At 43.6% G+C, this 17417-nt stretch carries 15 protein-coding genes and 1 other annotated feature; of the genes, 8 read left to right on the top strand and 7 right to left on the bottom strand.

Annotated features, from left to right (window positions below):
- Nucleotides 1-5: 5 nt before the first annotated feature.
- From fabF to pta, 5 genes are all read right to left on the bottom strand, one after another.
- Nucleotides 6-1244 (bottom strand): beta-ketoacyl-ACP synthase II, encoded by a 1239-nt coding sequence (gene fabF / locus LK416_11150; protein ID UEA74203.1) that lies wholly within the window; start codon nt 1242-1244, stop codon nt 6-8.
- Between the two features lie 230 nt (nt 1245-1474).
- A complete protein-coding gene (locus LK416_11155; protein UEA74204.1) occupies nt 1475-1942 on the bottom strand; it encodes a GtrA family protein in 468 nt (155 codons plus the stop codon).
- A 10-nt stretch (nt 1943-1952) separates the two neighbouring features.
- The gene (locus tag LK416_11160; protein UEA74205.1) at nt 1953-2792 is read right to left on the bottom strand and encodes a hypothetical protein; all 840 of its coding nucleotides are present in this window, start codon (nt 2790-2792) and stop codon (nt 1953-1955) included.
- An 87-nt stretch (nt 2793-2879) separates the two neighbouring features.
- Complete coding sequence (locus LK416_11165) at nt 2880-4049, bottom strand: hypothetical protein (GenBank protein UEA74206.1); 1170 nt, start codon at nt 4047-4049, stop codon at nt 2880-2882.
- Between the two features lie 324 nt (nt 4050-4373).
- Nucleotides 4374-5387, bottom strand: a complete 1014-nt coding sequence (pta, locus tag LK416_11170) for a phosphate acetyltransferase (GenBank protein ID UEA74207.1) — start codon at nt 5385-5387, stop codon at nt 4374-4376.
- Nucleotides 5388-5623: 236 nt separating this feature from the next.
- Nucleotides 5624-5872 (top strand) — a binding site (T-box leader).
- Between the two features lie 150 nt (nt 5873-6022).
- Here pta and LK416_11175 point away from each other — a divergent pair.
- The 8 genes from LK416_11175 to LK416_11210 all read left to right on the top strand — a co-directional run bounded on the left by LK416_11175 (nt 6023) and on the right by LK416_11210 (nt 15621).
- A complete protein-coding gene (locus LK416_11175) occupies nt 6023-7510 on the top strand; it encodes a chorismate-binding protein (protein UEA74208.1) in 1488 nt (495 codons plus the stop codon).
- Complete coding sequence (locus LK416_11180) at nt 7507-8073, top strand: aminodeoxychorismate/anthranilate synthase component II (protein UEA74209.1); 567 nt, start codon at nt 7507-7509, stop codon at nt 8071-8073. The genes LK416_11175 and LK416_11180 overlap by 4 nt, the downstream gene beginning before the upstream one ends.
- Before the next feature lie 295 nt (nt 8074-8368).
- Entirely contained in the window at nt 8369-9379 is a 1011-nt protein-coding gene (trpD, locus tag LK416_11185) for an anthranilate phosphoribosyltransferase (GenBank protein ID UEA74210.1), read from the top strand.
- A gap of 70 nt (nt 9380-9449) precedes the next feature.
- Nucleotides 9450-10280: an indole-3-glycerol phosphate synthase TrpC gene (gene trpC / locus LK416_11190; protein UEA74211.1), complete on the top strand. Its 831-nt coding sequence runs from the start codon at nt 9450-9452 to the stop codon at nt 10278-10280.
- Between the two features lie 95 nt (nt 10281-10375).
- Entirely contained in the window at nt 10376-11560 is a 1185-nt protein-coding gene (gene trpB, locus LK416_11195; GenBank protein ID UEA74212.1) for a tryptophan synthase subunit beta, read from the top strand.
- Nucleotides 11553-12323 carry a tryptophan synthase subunit alpha gene (gene trpA, locus LK416_11200; protein UEA74213.1) on the top strand — a complete coding sequence of 257 codons (771 nt, stop codon included), beginning with the start codon at nt 11553-11555 and terminating at the stop codon, nt 12321-12323. The genes trpB and trpA overlap by 8 nt, the downstream gene beginning before the upstream one ends.
- A 459-nt stretch (nt 12324-12782) precedes the next feature.
- Nucleotides 12783-14210 (top strand): MBOAT family protein, encoded by a 1428-nt coding sequence (locus tag LK416_11205; protein UEA74214.1) that lies wholly within the window; start codon nt 12783-12785, stop codon nt 14208-14210.
- 208 nt (nt 14211-14418) lie between these two features.
- Nucleotides 14419-15621: a hypothetical protein gene (locus tag LK416_11210; GenBank protein ID UEA74215.1), complete on the top strand. Its 1203-nt coding sequence runs from the start codon at nt 14419-14421 to the stop codon at nt 15619-15621.
- A 14-nt stretch (nt 15622-15635) separates the two neighbouring features.
- On the opposite strand, the gene LK416_11215 is transcribed toward LK416_11210, so the two are convergent.
- A complete protein-coding gene (locus tag LK416_11215) occupies nt 15636-16550 on the bottom strand; it encodes a radical SAM protein (GenBank protein ID UEA74216.1) in 915 nt (304 codons plus the stop codon).
- On the bottom strand, nt 16547-17380 hold the full coding sequence (locus LK416_11220; protein ID UEA74217.1) for an Mrp/NBP35 family ATP-binding protein: 834 nt from the start codon (nt 17378-17380) through the stop codon (nt 16547-16549). The genes LK416_11215 and LK416_11220 overlap by 4 nt, the downstream gene beginning before the upstream one ends.
- Between the last annotated feature and the right edge of the window lie 37 nt (nt 17381-17417).

A 17417-nucleotide genomic window follows, 5' to 3' on the forward strand; every position in this document is an offset into this window, starting at 1 on the left:
TCTTTTTACTGCTCCTTATATTTCTGTAAAAGAATACATGCGTTATGTCCACCAAATCCAAGAGAATTGCTGATCGCACAGTCAACCTCCTGCTCATATGGCTCTTTACAATAATCAAGATCCAGTTCTTCTTCACTCTCATGAAGTCCACGGGTTCTGTGGATATAGCCTTCTTCGATCGTCTTTGCTGTAACGATACATTCAATCGCTCCTGCTGCACCAAGAAGATGTCCTGTCATAGACTTTGTAGAATTGATCTTGATGTCCTTTGCATGATCGCCAAATGCTTTCTTGATCGCTCTGGTCTCAACCAGATCGTTTAAATGTGTACTGGTTCCGTGTGCATTGATATATGCAACATCCTCCGGTGATACGCCCGCATCCTTTACAGCATTTAACATTGCTCTTGCAGGGCTCTCGCCTGAATCTTCCGGTGCTGTGATATGGAATGCATCACTGGAGCATCCGTATCCGCTGATCTCTGCATAGATCTTTGCGCCACGCTTCTTAGCATGTTCCAGTTCCTCAAGAATAACGATACCGGAACCTTCACCAAGAACGAAACCGTCTCTCTCTTTATCAAATGGAATTGAGCATCTGTCCGGGTTATCAGATGATGACAACGCTGTTAATGCATCAAATGTCGAGATACCGATCGGTGAAACTGCTGCTTCTGTACCACCGGCGATCATTACATCTGCATCTCCATACTGAATTGTACGGAATGCTTCACCGATACTGTTTGTACCGGATGCACATGCTGTAACAACATCAATACTCTTTCCCTTGCAGCCAAGCTGGATCGCAATATTACCTGCTGCGATATTGCTGATCATCATAGGTACTGTAAATGGGCTTACACGATTCGGTCCTTTTGTCATGATCTTCTCATATGCACTTTCAAGCTCCTGAAGACTTCCTACACCGGAACCGACACAGGTACCAACCATGTATGGATCTTCTGCTGTCATGTCAAGCTTTGCATCTGCAACTGCTTCCTTTGCTGCTGCAACCGCGAACTGTGAAAATCTTGCCATTCTTCTTGCGGCCTTTGGATCAATATAATCTTTTGCTACAAATCCTTTTACTTCACCTACAACCTTGCACTTATATTCTGATGCATCAAACTGTGTAATCGGTCCAAAACCATGTCTGCCTTCTTTTAAGCCGTTCCAGAACTCATCCACATTCAAGCCAAGTGGAGTAACCGCTCCCATTCCTGTAATCACTACTCTTCTACTCATATTCAATAATTCTCCTTAATATAAAGTATGATTTCCATTTTCTTCCATATATATACCATCCAGATTATCTGTGAAAGATATAGAAGAAATCCTGCATTGTTAAATTCTATAAAAATTTACTTTGTCAGCTTATGTATAAACCACACATACTGCACAGAATGCATGGTTACGCCGATATTGTACTACATTTTACAAAAATATGGAAATAAATCTTGTAAAGTTTTTATTAATTATCTCACGATTTCACGGCATACTTCGTCTTCCGACAACATTTCTCCGCTATTTTTCTTTTCGTATTGAATGGAAAAGATAAATTTCTTACTGATGAAATAATTCAAAAAGATCACAAGGATCGATGTAAACACCTTAACACCCATCGCATTCCATTTCAGTCCGGTGACAAGCGCAAAGATAATTCCTGTTTCGATCAGAAGTGTAGATACCCGGCTCAGATAGAATAATGCCAGTTCGATAAAATATGCCTTTACCGTGGCTGCCTTTGTGTGGAATACAGATTTGCGGTTTGTCGCAAATGACACATAGTTGTACAAAATCCACGACATATAATTGGCATAGATCTCATTTATCCCGCATTTGTACATAAAAAACCAGGCAGACCCTAAGTTCACTGCCCCTACGAGTATGCCCCATGCGATATATATGTATATTTCCTTTGGTATTTTGCGTAAAAGTTTCATACCATTCTCCCTATAGTCCTGATATCGGAAGCTGCTTGAGTGTCGTCTCTTCTTCCGGAAATTCCCGGACGATGCGATCATACATTTTATGGTTAAAAGCTTCCCTTTCTTTATAATTGAATTTCAGAATGTTCTTATAGCCCCATAAATGTGTGAAGATATCCTGGTTCTCGATCTGTGCCGAACCGGGAAAAAAAGATGATATCTGCTTTCCCTGCTTCTCTGCGCACATCGCAAGAAGCCGCTGTTCCGCAAATACCATATGGCAGAGATTCTCCTCTGTCTCCAGACAATTCTCCATAAATGTGATCGAACTGTCAACATAATAATTCTTAAACGCTTCATCCGCGATATATAACATACAGGTATTGACCGGAAGAACCTCAAAGCTCCAGTCCGGGTCAAACCGATACTCCTGCTTCATATGGAAAAACTCTTTTCCCGGATACACATCAGGGAATATCCCTTCTCTGTGTATTGCACAGATATCCGTATCTTTTATAATATTCCGTATATCCTTCCAGATGATCAGATCCAGATCCACCATAACCGCAGGCATCTGCATTTTTTTCAATGAATATAGTTTGCCGGCTGCCCAGAACACCTTTTCCGGTACCGCTTCCGGCACTGTAATTTCCTCGATTCCGAGATTCCAGATGTGCGCAAGTCCCAGCTTCTCGATAAATACTCTTGCCTCTGCATCCGCACACAAACGGATCCCCCCATTGTGTTTTCTCCACATCAATGCCGAAAGAATCATCGTAAGGACTTCATAGTCCTGCATCCAATATTCTTCCGCTTGTTTTCCCGCCATATACGGTTTTGACCATAAGGAATGAAATCCGTCCATATGTTGTCCTTTCAAGATAATTCAAAACCAGCTAAATATTAATTAGCTGCAGGCTCTTGACCTTCTCAGCCAAGGGACGCTTCCGCTCTATATTAAATCCAGCCCATAGCCAAATGTGCTGTTTCCGCCTTTTCTGCTGCATGGTCGTTTTGACCGGTTTATAAGCTGCCATTCCGGTGGCATGTAATACCAATGCGGAATATCATAATCATCTGCCCCGCCATCCGTTGCCTGATAAAAAGTCGGCGTATACCGGCTGCCTGTCAGATAACCCCGGTTACTGCCTGTTAAAGATCCTCGCTGGCTGCCAAAAAGAAAACTCTGCTGACTTGTGCCAAAAAGTCTGCTTTGACTTCCAAAGAAATTTCCACGTTGACTTGTACTAAACAGACTTCTCTGACTACCACCGAATAGACTTCTCTGGCTGCCATTCTCATATTCCCACTCATACATCCAAGGTCGATTGCTGCTCGTCCAGAATTCTCGATTACTGCCCGTCAGATAGCCTCGGTTACTACCTGTCAAAAATTCTCTCTGGCTTCCAAAAAAGAATCCATTCTGGCTTGTACCAAACAAACTTCTCTGACTGCCCCCGAATAAACTTCTCTGGCTGCCATTCTCATATTCCCACTCATATGTCCAAGGTCGATTGCTGCTCGTCCAGAATTCTCGATTGCTGCCTGTCAAAAACTCACGCTCACCACCAACAAAAGCTCCCTGCTGACTGACTACTAACAATTTGTTCTGGCTTGTACCGAATAAACTTCGTTGACTGCTACTCATCTGGCTGCCAGATACATCCGTACGATTTCCTTTACTGCCATTCTGAGAACCCTGTATTTTCACAGTCTCAGCTTTCTTTTTATAATCAACCGGAATCAATATATTTCCGTTAAATTCCACACTAAAAGGCCTGCCATTCCACATCACATATGTGCGATACGGATACAGCCTGCCCTCATGCGCGATCAACTTCATATAAACAGGAATTCCACCTGTTTTTTCTTCCAACTGTCTTGCCTGTTTTCCTGTTGCCTTTATAAAATAACCACCCGAAGGCAGTCTGTCGTTCAGAACGGAATTCAATTCCTCATTCCACTCTATATAAACATTAAATTCCCCATTATCATTACGATAGTTTCGCATATCAAAAAAAACCAGACCGGCAGCCACTGGAAGCATGTTAGAAATTCTGTTATCAAATTGTGAAAGTTCCTCTCCTGCTCTCTGCAAAAACAATGAATACACGAAACTCATTCAAATCTCCATTCTGACACCTACAAATATGCTGTCCCAATTTTTCTGTCTCACAGGCGTCATTTGTTCGCCCTTCACGCTAAAAAAGCGCTACAATCCCATACTAAATACTCATGATATTATGGTAAACCATTTACCCATTTATTTCAAGAAAAATCACACTTTCTTGCACTGAAAAATCAGCAGAATCAGGACTTCAAAAGCCACAAATATTAACAGCCGCAGAATTCCTGCAAATAGAATAATCATCTTTAGACAATAGACAAAAGCCGGACACAATCTCTTTAAACCAAAGATCGTGTCCGGCTTTTATCTATCTACAATTTATGCATCTTTATTATCTGCTAATGCCGCTGTGATGATCGCCATAGAATAAACCTCATCTGCTGTACATCCTCTGGACAGATCGTTGATAGGAGAATTAAGTCCTAACAGGATCGGGCCATATGCTGAGAAGTTACCCATTCTCTGTGCGATCTTATAACCGATATTTCCTGCATTGATATCAGGGAAGATAAAGGTATTTGCATTTCCTGCAACCTCTGACTGTGGACATTTCTTCTTTGCAACTCTAGGTGATACGGCTGCATCGAACTGGATCTCACCGGAGATCGGAAGATCCGGGTTACGCTCCTTTGTCTTTCTTGCTGCATTTCTCATCTTATCCACATCTTCGCCCTTACCGGAACCATAGGTTGAATAGCTTAAGAATGCAACCTTTGGATCTACACCGAAGATTCTTGCACAACGAACCGTCTCCTCTGCGATCTCAACCAGCTCATCTTCGTTTGGCTTGATGTTGATACCGCAGTCACCCATAGCGAACACTTCATTACCACCTGTTGCAAATGGACGTACCAGAATGAAACAGGATGAAACCAGTGTGTTGCCCGGTCTGGTCTTGATCAGCTGTAAAGCAGGTCTTACTGTATCTGCTGTTGAATATGTAGCACCGCCAAGAAGTGAATCTGCAATTCCCATCTTAACAAGCATAGTACCAAAATAGTTATTCTGATACAGGATCTCTCTTGCCTGTTCCGGTGTCACGCCCTTGCTCTTTCTGAGTTCACAGAACATCTCGACCATCTCATCCATACGATCAAAATTCCTTGGATTAATGATCTCGGAACCTCTTATATTAAAACCGCTTTCCTCTGCAACTTCATAAATCTTATCAGGATCTCCTACAAGAATCGGATGCAGGAAGTTACTTGCAAGAAGTCTTGAAGATGCTTCCAGAATACGGGGATCAGTACCTTCAGTCAAAACAATTGTTTTTGGATTTTTCTTCAAAATATCGATCAATACACCGAAACCAAAATTTTTACGTTCTTCCACGATTATAGTCCTCCATTGATTATTTATACGAATCATATATCATGCATTATATACACGTTTCGTATATTTTCAGTATTAAAAGCTATACTTGCGCATAGCGAGTCATCTTATTTTTATTATATTGATTTTTAACGAATAAACAAGGTTTTCCATCGAAATAATTGTACCTTTTTTTGAACAATTTTAAAATTAGCTCTTGACAAATATATCATACCAGTGCAATATGAATACAATAAAACAAACCAATGAGCAAGAAGAGTAGCTTATGAACAACATGTCCAGAGAACTGCAGGTGGTGAGATTGCAGTGATGATTTCTTAAGTGAATGGACTTGCGAGGGCAAACCGAACGAGCGAATCTAGTAGGGGCGACGGAGACTTCCCGTTATAGAAAGTACATATATGTTAGTATATGGTTGAGTGCATCAGATTTTGATGAATATAGGTGGCACCGCAGGAGTGTTGTATTTGTATCTTGTCCTATAAGCGTTTTGCTTTTGGATGAGATTTTTTTATACAATCTTCTGATGGTGCTTTTTCTTTTTATAAAAAGCAGATCAGGCAAAGCGCACCTCACCATACATGAACAATTTCAAATAACTTATTAAACTATTATTTATGAACGAGGTGAAACATATGATACGACCAACACTTAACGAAGCAAAAGAATATGCGAAACAGGGATATCACATGGTTCCGGTCTGTTATGAGATGCTCTCTGATATCATCACTCCGATCAATCTGTTGAAGAAACTGAAAGCGGAAAATGAGCATTGCTACATTCTGGAAAGCGTGGAGAATCAGGAGCTCTGGGGAAGATACACCTTCCTTGGATACAGTCCAAAACTGGATATCACCTGTATGAACGGAACACTGACATTAAAGGATGAGAACGGAGCAGTCATCAAAGAGGCCTCCGGCATCCATCCGGAAGTCTTTATCCGTGAGGTTTTAAAAGATTATAAGAGTCCGAAGATCGAAGGCTTCCCTACCTTCACCGGCGGACTGGTTGGATATTTCTCTTATGACTATCTGAAATACAGTGAAAAGAAGCTGGTGCTTGATGCAAAGGACGAGGAAGGATTTCAGGATGTCGACCTGATGTTATTTGACAAGGTGATCGCATTTGACAATGTAAGATCCAAGCTGATCCTGATCGCCAATGCCGGCACAGCAAATATCGAAGAAGGATATCAGAAAGCCTTACAAGATATCAAAGAAATGAAAGAACTCATTCTCCATGGCGCAGAAGCCGATATTCCTGCTCCCGTTCTTAAGACAGAATTCAAACCATTATTTGACAAAGAAGCCTACTGCCGGATGGTAGAAAAGGCAAAGCACTATATATATGAAGGAGATATTTTCCAGGTCGTGCTTTCCAACCGACTGGAAGCCGAAATGGAAGGAAGCCTGTTCGATACCTACCGGCTGCTCCGAAGCACAAACCCATCTCCTTACATGTTCTACTTTGACGGTGACACGATCGAGGTTGCCGGGGCTTCCCCTGAAACTCTGGTCAAGGTAGAGGATGGCGTTCTCCATACATTTCCTCTGGCAGGCACAAGACCAAGAGGAAAGACAAAGGTCGAAGATCTGGAACTGGAAAAGAGCCTGATGGCAGATGAAAAGGAACTTGCAGAACACAATATGTTAGTGGATCTCGGAAGAAATGATCTCGGAAAGGTCAGTCAGTTTGGAACGGTCGAAGTCGAACGATATATGTCCATCCAGCGTTATTCACACGTTATGCGTATCGGCTCCACCGTACGCGGAACACTCCGTGAGGATCTGGATGCGATCTCCGCTGTCGATGCGGTTCTTCCGGCCGGAACCTTATCCGGTGCACCGAAGATCCGGGCATGTGAGATCATCAACGAGCTTGAAAATAACAAACGAGGTATTTACGGCGGCGCGATCGGTTATATCGATTTTTCAGGAAATCTGGATACCTGCATCGCGATCCGAATCGCATACCGCAAGGGGCATAAAGTATTTGTCCGTTCCGGTGCCGGCATTGTAGCCGACAGTGTACCGGCAAACGAATTCCAGGAATGCATCAACAAAGCAAAAGCCGTAACGGATGCATTGATTAATTCTCAGAAGATACGAGGTGACGAAGCATGATATTACTGATCGATAATTATGACAGCTTTTCCTACAATCTGTATCAGCTTGTAGGAAAGATCAATCCTGACATCAAAGTGATACGAAATGACGAATATACCTGTCAGGAGATTGAAGCAATGAATCCGGATAAGATCATCATTTCACCGGGTCCCGGAAGACCTTCCGATGCAGGTATCTGCGAAGAAGCCATCTCCTATTTTGCCGGCAAGGTTCCGATCCTTGGTGTCTGTCTCGGACATCAGGCAATCTGTGAAACCTACGGTGCAACGATCACATACGCCAAAAAGCTGATGCATGGCAAAATGTCCGTTGCAAATGTCGACATCAACTGCAAACTGTTCAAGGGACTTCAAAAAAGGATCGAGGTTGCCAGATATCATTCCCTTGCCGCTTCCGAAGAAAACTTCCCGGATGTTCTTACCGTTATCGCCAGAACCGATGATGATGAGATCATGGCAGTCAAACACAAAGATTATGAAATATATGGTGTCCAGTTCCATCCGGAATCGATTCTGACACCAAAAGGAACGATCATCTTACGAAACTTTTTAGAGGCGTAATCAAACATTTGCAATCAGCACTATATTTCTATGATTAAACATTCCTGACATTACCAACCAGTGGACGCTTCCGCTCGTTGAGACCTGCAGCGGTACTAAGATGCTGCTAACGCACCATCACACCACAGGGGTGCGCTTTCGTTCTAAGCTCGTGCAAGCACTCACTAAGTACGAAATGTGAGTACCGGCGGACTCAAATGTCCCTGTCTTGGTAAGTCAAAATCTTTAATCATAACAATTCTATACATAACCTGCAAATGTCTTATTAAAAGATAATATCAAGGAGGAAATGAATATGATTACAGAGGCAATTGCAACAGTAGTAAATGGTGAAAATCTAGACAAAGAAATGGCTGCGGCCGTTATGGATGAAATTATGAGCGGAGAAGCAACACAGGCACAGATTGGAAGCTTCTTAACAGCCCTTCATATTAAAGGTGAAACAATCGATGAGATCACAGCATTTGCTGAGATCATGAGAAAACACTGTGGTGAATTTACACCGGATGTCGATGAGGAGATCGACATCGTAGGAACCGGCGGAGACTGTGCAGGGACCTTTAACATCTCAACTGTTTCCTCATTAGTAACAGCCGCAGGCGGTGGTAAGGTGGCAAAGCATGGCAACCGTGCAGCATCCAGCAAATGCGGAACAGCCGACTGCCTGGAAGCCCTTGGCGTCAACATCGCAGCAGACTGTAAAGTCAGCGAAGCCTGTCTGAAGGATCTTGGTACCTGCTTCTTATTTGCACAGAAATATCACACAGCAATGCGATTTGTCGGCGCTCCAAGAAAAGAGATCAAGATTCCTACAGTATTCAATATCTTAGGACCTCTTGCAAATCCAGCAAAAGCAAATCTTCAGTTACTCGGTGTCTATGATGCCTCCCTCGTTGATTCGCTTGCAAAAGTACTCAGCAACCTCGGTGTAAAACGTGGTATGGTCGTTCATGGAAACGACGGTCTGGATGAAATCTCAGCGGTTACAACAACAACTGTATGTGAATTCAACGATGGCACATTTAACACCTATACCTTAGACCCAACCGCATACGGCTTCACCCTCTGTGACAAAGCCGAACTGGTCGGTGGTACACCGGAAGAAAATGCACAGATCACAAAGGATATCTTATCCGGCAAGATCACAGATGGCAAGCGTACAGCCGTTATCTTAAATGCCGGTGCGGCTTTGCATATCACAAACCGGATCTCACTTGAAGAAGGCTTCGCCCTTGCAGCCGATATTCTGGCAAATGGCAGCGGTCTGAAGAAGCTGGAAGACTTTATAGCAGCAACAAACGCTTAATTATTTGTAAAAGCAAAACACATAACCGACCCGGAACCTTTAATCTCCGGACCGCTATGGAGGAATATATATGATCTTAGATGAAATAGCAGCAAAAACAAAAGAACGGATTGCCAGATGCAAAGAGCAGATCTCATTTGAAGAAATGAAGGCAAAAGCTCTTGCAATCGTAGAAAAGGAAACAGAGAACGGAACAAAACCTTATACCGTTTTTCCTTTCCGTGACAATCTGGCAAAGCCGGGAATATCCTTTATCTGCGAAGTAAAAAAGGCTTCTCCTTCCAAAGGACTGATCGCACCGGATTTCCCATATATCGAGATTGCGAAAGAATATGAAGCCGCCGGTGCATCCGCCATATCCGTGCTGACCGAACCATTTTATTTTCAGGGAAGCAACGAATATCTGACAGCGATCCATGAAGCAGTATCCACTCCGATCCTGCGGAAGGATTTCACCGTCGATCCTTATATGATCTACGAGGCAAAAGTGATCGGTGCCTCTGCGATCCTTCTGATCTGTGCGATCCTTACCGACGAACAGCTCAAAAGCTATTACGAGCTTGCAACAAGTCTTGGCCTGTCCGTTCTGGTAGAAGCACACGATGAAGAGGAAGTCAGACGTGCGATCGCGATCGGTGCAGATATCATCGGTGTGAATAACCGTGATCTGAAAACCTTCATCGTTGACATCATGAACAGTGTAAGACTTCGGACGTTGATCCCGGATTCGATAAACGGAAAACCGGTCGTCTATGTATCCGAAAGCGGCATCCGCACACCGGAGGACATCGACCGTTTAAAGGGAAATGGCACAGATGCAGTATTGATCGGAGAAACCTTTATGCGAAGCCCTGATAAGAAAGCCGCATTTGCATGGTTACGGGGTGAAGCTATAGGATAGAACCGGATCCTGTTTCTGCAGGAACAACGAACTTTATTTGAAAGCATTAATGATATTTTATAATATAGAAACAACACATACAGGAGGAAACATATATGTCAAAAGGACGTTTTGGAATCCATGGCGGACAGTACATACCGGAAACACTGATGAACGCCATGCTTGAGCTTGAAGAAGCATATAAGAAATACAAAGATGACCCGGAATTCAACCGGGAGCTGACAGAACTGTTAAATGAATACGCCGGCAGACCTAGCCGTCTGTACTATGCCAAGAGAATGACAGAGGATCTCGGCGGTGCAAAGATCTACCTGAAGCGCGAGGACTTAAACCATACCGGAGCACATAAGATCAACAATGTTATCGGTCAGATGCTCCTTGCAAAACGAATGGGTAAGACAAGAGTTATCGCCGAGACAGGAGCCGGTCAGCACGGTGTTGCAACTGCTACAGTTGCTGCCATGATGGGTATGGAATGTGAAATCTTCATGGGCAAGGAAGACACCATCCGTCAGGCTTTAAATGTCTACCGTATGAAATTATTAGGAGCAAAGGTTCACCCGGTAGAAACCGGTACAGGTACATTAAAGGATGCCGTTTCCGAAACCTTCCGTGAATGGACTTCCAGAATCGATGATACTCATTATGTTCTGGGTTCTGTTATGGGACCTTATCCTTTCCCTGAGATGGTTCGTGATTTTCAGGCTGTTATCAGCAAGGAGATCAAGGAACAGCTTATGGAGAAGGAAGGCAGACTACCGGATGCCGTTCTCGCCTGTGTCGGCGGCGGTTCCAATGCGATCGGTGCATTCTATAACTTTATTCCGGATAAGAGCGTTCGCCTGATCGGATGTGAAGCGGCCGGACGTGGAATTGATACATTTGAGACAGCTGCAACGATCAATACCGGAAGACTTGGTATCTTCCATGGTATGAAGTCCTACTTCTGTCAGGATGAATTTGGACAGATCGCACCGGTTTATTCTATTTCCGCAGGTCTTGACTATCCGGGAATCGGACCGGAACATGCATACCTGCATGACATCGGCAGAGCAGAATATGTCGCTGTTACAGATGATGAAGCTGTTGATGCATTTGAATATCTGTCCAAGATCGAGGGTGTTATCCCTGCGATCGAGAGTGCTCATGCAGTTGCCTATGCAATGAAGCTTGCACCACAGATGGACAAAGACCAGATCATGGTTATTAACATTTCAGGACGAGGCGATAAAGACGTTGCCGCCATCGCCAGATACAGAGGGGAGGATCTCTATGAGTAATATTAAAAATGCATTCAAAAACGGAAAGGCGTTCATCCCATTTGTTACATGTGGTGACCCTGATCTTGAAACAACAGAACAGATCGTATATGCCATGGTAGAAGCAGGTGCAGACCTGATCGAACTTGGTATCCCATTCTCAGATCCAACCGCAGAAGGCCCTGTTATCCAGGGTGCAAATATCCGCGCACTCGCAAACCATGTTACGACAAATGATGTATTTGACCTTGTAAGAAAGCTCCGTAAGACAGTTACCATTCCTATGGTATTTATGACTTATGCAAATGTTGTCTTCTCTTACGGCTCTGAAAAATTTATCAGCATTTGTAAGGAGATCGGCATTGATGGACTGATCCTGCCGGATATCCCTTATGAGGAAAAGGATGAGTTCGACGGTATCTGTAAGAAGTATGATCTGGATCTGGTATCCATGATCGCACCAACCTCTCACGACCGTATCAGCATGATCGCAAAGGAAGCAAATGGATTTATCTACTGTGTTTCTTCTCTCGGCGTTACCGGAACAAGAAGCAAGATCACGACCGATATCGGTGCTATGACCAAGCTGGTCAAAGCCGCAACGGATACTCCGTGTGCGATCGGCTTCGGAATCTCTACACCGGAGCAAGCAAAGGAAATGGCTGCTCATGCTGACGGTGTGATCGTCGGCTCTGCCATCGTCAAGCTCTGCGCCAAATATGGCAGGGACTGCGTTCCTTACATCAAAGACTATGTCGCAAGCATGAAGGACGCTATCCGATAGAAGGACACCCATGTAAAACCATGTAACTATATAAAAGAACTGCCTTACTTAGACTCGCTGTGGTTTCTATGATCTGCATATACGTGATTCGCAAATGTTCCTGTGCCAACTCGCCTTTCAGGCTCAAACAGGCACCCACATTTGCTCGTATATGCATCTCATTACGAAATCCTCGCTAATGTCTTAGTAAGGCAGTTCTTTTATATAGATTGTATAGTTTCACATGGACTGATTTTTCTCATCTCCTTAAAATCCTATATTTGTAGTCTTAATACTGCTGTATATCTGTATATGCCTGCCGATATTGTAACTATGTACACAATCTATATATTTTCCCGTTTCTTAGCCGGTTTCTCACAAATATTTAATATTTAATCCGATTGACACTACCATACGTTAACTTTATAATTGTTACGGCGACAGAAGTCGACATAATAATGAAGTTAGTTGGGGTATCACATGGTTTTTTCCAGTTTGACATTTTTATATATTTTTTTACCGGTTACACTGGTTATCTATTATATTGTCCCGAAGCAGTTACGGAACCTGTTCATCCTGATCAGCGGTCTGTTCTTCTACGCATGGGGCGAACCAATCTATGTATTTGTACTGATCGCATCGACAATGATCGATTATTTTGCAGGTCTGGTCATTTATAAGGCAGGCGACCGTCAGGCACTTCGAAAGGTTGCACTGATCATATCGATGGTCATGAATCTGTCCTTACTTGGCTTTTTCAAATATAGCAATTTCATCATAGAAAATATTAATAACATATTCGGAACGCACTATGGTTCACCGACCTCTCTGCTTCCGATCGGTATCAGCTTCTTTACCTTCCAGTCCATGTCGTATACGATCGACCTGTACCGGAAGAACATCTCTGTTCAGAAGAATCCGATCACCTTTGCAGCCTTTGTCACGTTGTTCCCACAGATCGTAGCAGGTCCGATCGTTCGTTATGAAGATGTGGCTGCCGAGCTGAATGAACGTGTGATCGACATCGACCTGATCTGGGAAGGTGTTCTCCGCTTTGCGGTCGGTCTTAGCAAGAAGGTTCTGATCGCAAATAATATCGGTGTTGTCTGGACAAATGTCAAAGCTATGGACTTATCCGCGCTTCCGGTTGCAACCGCATGGCTTGGTATTGCCGCTTATACCTTACAGATCTATTTTGATTTTTCCGGGTATTCTGATATGGCAATCGGTCTGGGTAAGATGCTCGGTTTCCATTTCCCGGAAAATTTCAATTATCCGTATATGTCGAAGAGTATCAGTGAATTCTGGCGCAGATGGCATATGACCCTCTCCGGCTGGTTCAAGAGCTATGTATATTTTCCTCTCGGCGGAAGTCGCAAGGGACTTGCCCGTACGATATTCAACACCGCAGTTGTCTGGTTCTTAACCGGTGTCTGGCATGGTGCAAGCTGGAACTTCATTCTGTGGGGTTCTCTGTACGGTGTTCTGATCATTATAGAAAAGCTGGTTACAACTGCTCTGACAAAAGCAGGAAAGCAGGATATCTTTACAAAGATTCCTTCTATTATAAAACGTGTTTATGCGATCGTCCTCGTCATGCTTGGATGGGTACTCTTTGATACATCAACAATCGCACAGGCATTCTCCTATATGGGACGGATGTTCCGCTTTGGCAGTAGCTTCTACGACAGTTATACCATATATATCCTTGTGAACTTCGGATTGTTATTCATCATTGCGATCATCGGTTCTACGGATCTGCCAAAGAAGCTGGCTACTAAGCTCGCAGACAAAGTTCCGGCTGTCGGCAATTACGGAAGCGTCATTTTGATGGCGATTCTGATGCTGCTTTCCACCGCCTACCTTGTCAACGCAAGCTATAACCCATTTTTGTATTTCAACTTTTAAAAAATGAGCCATGCAGCATCTGCAACCCATATAGATGTTGGGAGCTTGCTCACAATCATCTATATGAGGTTCGGATGCTATACGGCGAATGCCGTAAATCGAGCCGTCAGGCGAGATTGGCATGGCGATAGCCTTTTCGAGCCGTCAGGCGAGATTGGCATGGCGTTTTGCAAACGCCTATTTATAGAATTTTGTGAGGTGAGCCCTTATGCATAAAAAAATCGGAATTATCATATTTGCATGTATCATCATCGCTCTTCCCATTTTGACACTTGTTAAGCTGCCAAAAGAGAAAGCGCCTTTTTCCGAAAATGAAAATCGTTATCTGTCGGAATTTCCAACCGTCAGTCTTTCCTCCATCAAGGACGAGACATTTATGAACGGTTTTGATTCCTGGTTCTCTGACCGGTTCTATGGCAGGGAACAGTGGATCTCAGCCATGAATGATTCTGAACGATTGATGGGAAAAACAGAGATTTCAACTGTATATACAAAGGATGATCAGATGATGCAGGTGCTTTCAGATTATGATGATATCGGTGCCGCGTACAATGCTGATAAGATCCATACAAATCTTGCTGTTATTAACAGCTTCGCTGCAAAGCATCCGGAGGTTCCAACCTACTTCATGCTGTGTCCAACCTCTGTCGGTATCTATGGAGACTCCCTGCTGCCTGCAGCTGTTATGAATGTATCAGTTGACGAAAAAGACATGATCGAATCCTGTTATCGCGAGCTGTCCGGCGTGACACCGATCAATATATATAATACATTAAAAGAACATGATAGCGAGTATATCTATTATCGTACCGACCACCACTGGACATCCCTTGGTGCTTACTATGCATATCAGTCTGCCGGAGCAGAGCTTGGATATACTCCTTATGAACTGAAAGATTTTACAAAGGAAACCGCCAGTACAGAATTTCAGGGAACCCTGTTCTCAAAGACCTTGGATCAGTCTGTTACAAAAGATGAGATTGATTTCTACACTCTGGCAGATAATAGTGTAACACCATCCATGACGACATCGAATGGATTTGACAAAGAAGATTCTCATGACTCCATTTTCTTTCGCGACTATCTGAATGTCAAAGACAAATACGCATCCTATACCGGACAGAATGTTGCAGTTGCAACGATCAGCCGCAACAAAGCATCCGATGCGGAAAATGCTTCAAATACTTCGGATTCCGGAAAGCGTTCCATCCTTGTGATCAAGGACAGCTATGCGAATTCAATGATGCAGTTTCTGATCAATAACTACGATACCGTAACCATGATCGATCTGCGATACACGAATCAATCGATCAGCAATCTGGTAAATGTCGAAGACTACGATCAGGTATTATTCTTATACAACTGTATTACTTTTTCCGATGAAAACGACATCATAAAAGCGGGCTTATAAAAGGCCCGCTTTCTCTATATCCCTTCATTTGTAAATGGAGGTATAAAACTCTCTGATGCCGTTTCTCCTTCCTGGATGAAACCATTTTCTACACCGATCGAGATCGCATAATCAACCAGTTCATCATATTCCCGCTCTGTCAGTTTGCGGTTCAGTTCCGGGAACTTCTCACCGATACCCTCCATCGGAGTGTACTGGTTCATAATGCTGATGTAAATATTATTTCCATATGTTTTATATAAGTAACGGACGACCGCCTTGGAATCCTCGATACATCCCGGCAGCTCCAGATGACGGACAATAACACCACGCTTCATGATGCCATCCTCGTCAAATGTCGTCTGATCGCCTCCAACCTGTCGTACCATCTCCGCCAGTGCCCGCTTCGCCACCTCCGGATAGTCCGGTGCGTGACTGTATCTTGCCGCCAGATCTGCCGACATATATTTGAAATCGGGCAGATAAATGTCAATGTATCCATCCAACAGCTTCAGGGCTTCGATCTCCTCATACCCGCTGCAATTATAGACAAACGGAAGATCGAACCCCTGCTCCTTTGCTATATCGATTGCCTCTATGATCTGTGGAATAAAATGATCCGGCGTAACCAGATTGATATTATTGGCTCCCTGCTCTTTTAACTCAAAGAAAATTTCCGATAAGCGTTTTATCGTGATCTCTTTTCCATTCAAACCCCCGGATATATCGTGATTCTGGCAGTATGCACATCCAAGCGAACACCCGGAAAAGAATACCGCACCTGATCCGTTCTCTCCGGAAATACATGGCTCCTCCCACATATGCAGTGCTGCCCTTGCGGCTGATATTGATAATGTTTCATTACATGCCCCTGTCTGTCCGTTTATGCGGTTCACCCCACATTTTCTCGGACACAGATGGCAGCTTTCCAGTAGTTTTCTAAGTTTCATCCTATCTTTCCCACGATCGTCTGTGCGAATTCCTTCAGCTTTGATTCCGGCATATCCTCGATCTTACCTTCATCCATCAGACCGGCAAGTGCAGGGTCGATCGGAAGCTTTATGACCGTCTCGATACCAAAACGATCCCGTATCTCCTCTACCTTACTCTCACCGAAGATGCTATGCTCTTTGCCGCAATCCGGACATTTAAAATAAGACATATTCTCAACCAGACCTAAGATACGGATTCCCATATCGTCTGCCATACGGACTGCCTTCTCCACAATAAGAGACACCAGATCCTGTGGTGTTGTAACAATAACTGCGCCATCAACAGGCAGAGACTGGAATACCGTAAGCGGTACATCTCCGGTTCCGGGCGGACAATCAACCAGCATATAATCAATATCTCCCCATACAACATCTGTATAAAACTGTTTTACTGCTCCCGCGATGATCGGACCACGCCAGATAACCGGTGCCGTCTGATCTTCGATCAACAGATTGATCGACATCATCTTGATTCCGGTCTTTGTTTCAACCGCATACAGGAAATCGTCGCCTCTCTCCGGTTCTTCATTTATTCCAAATGCTGTCGGAATCGAAGGTCCGGTAATATCTGCATCCAGAACCGCCGTTTTATAACCAAGACGATTCAAGGTAACTGCAAGAGATGTCGTTACGGATGATTTTCCAACACCGCCTTTTCCACTGATAACTGCTATGATATGTTTGATCTTTGTTCCTTCATGTGGTGTTTCAAGTAAACTCTGAGGAGCAGTTCTTGATGAACAGCTCTCTCCACAACTACTACAATTATGATTACAACCTTCTGCCATTTTCTTATACTCCAAATTTCATTTCATATTTTTTCAA

The sequence above is a fragment of the Lachnospiraceae bacterium GAM79 genome (genome assembly GCA_020735665.1).
GTDB lineage: Bacteria > Bacillota > Clostridia > Lachnospirales > Lachnospiraceae > Coprococcus.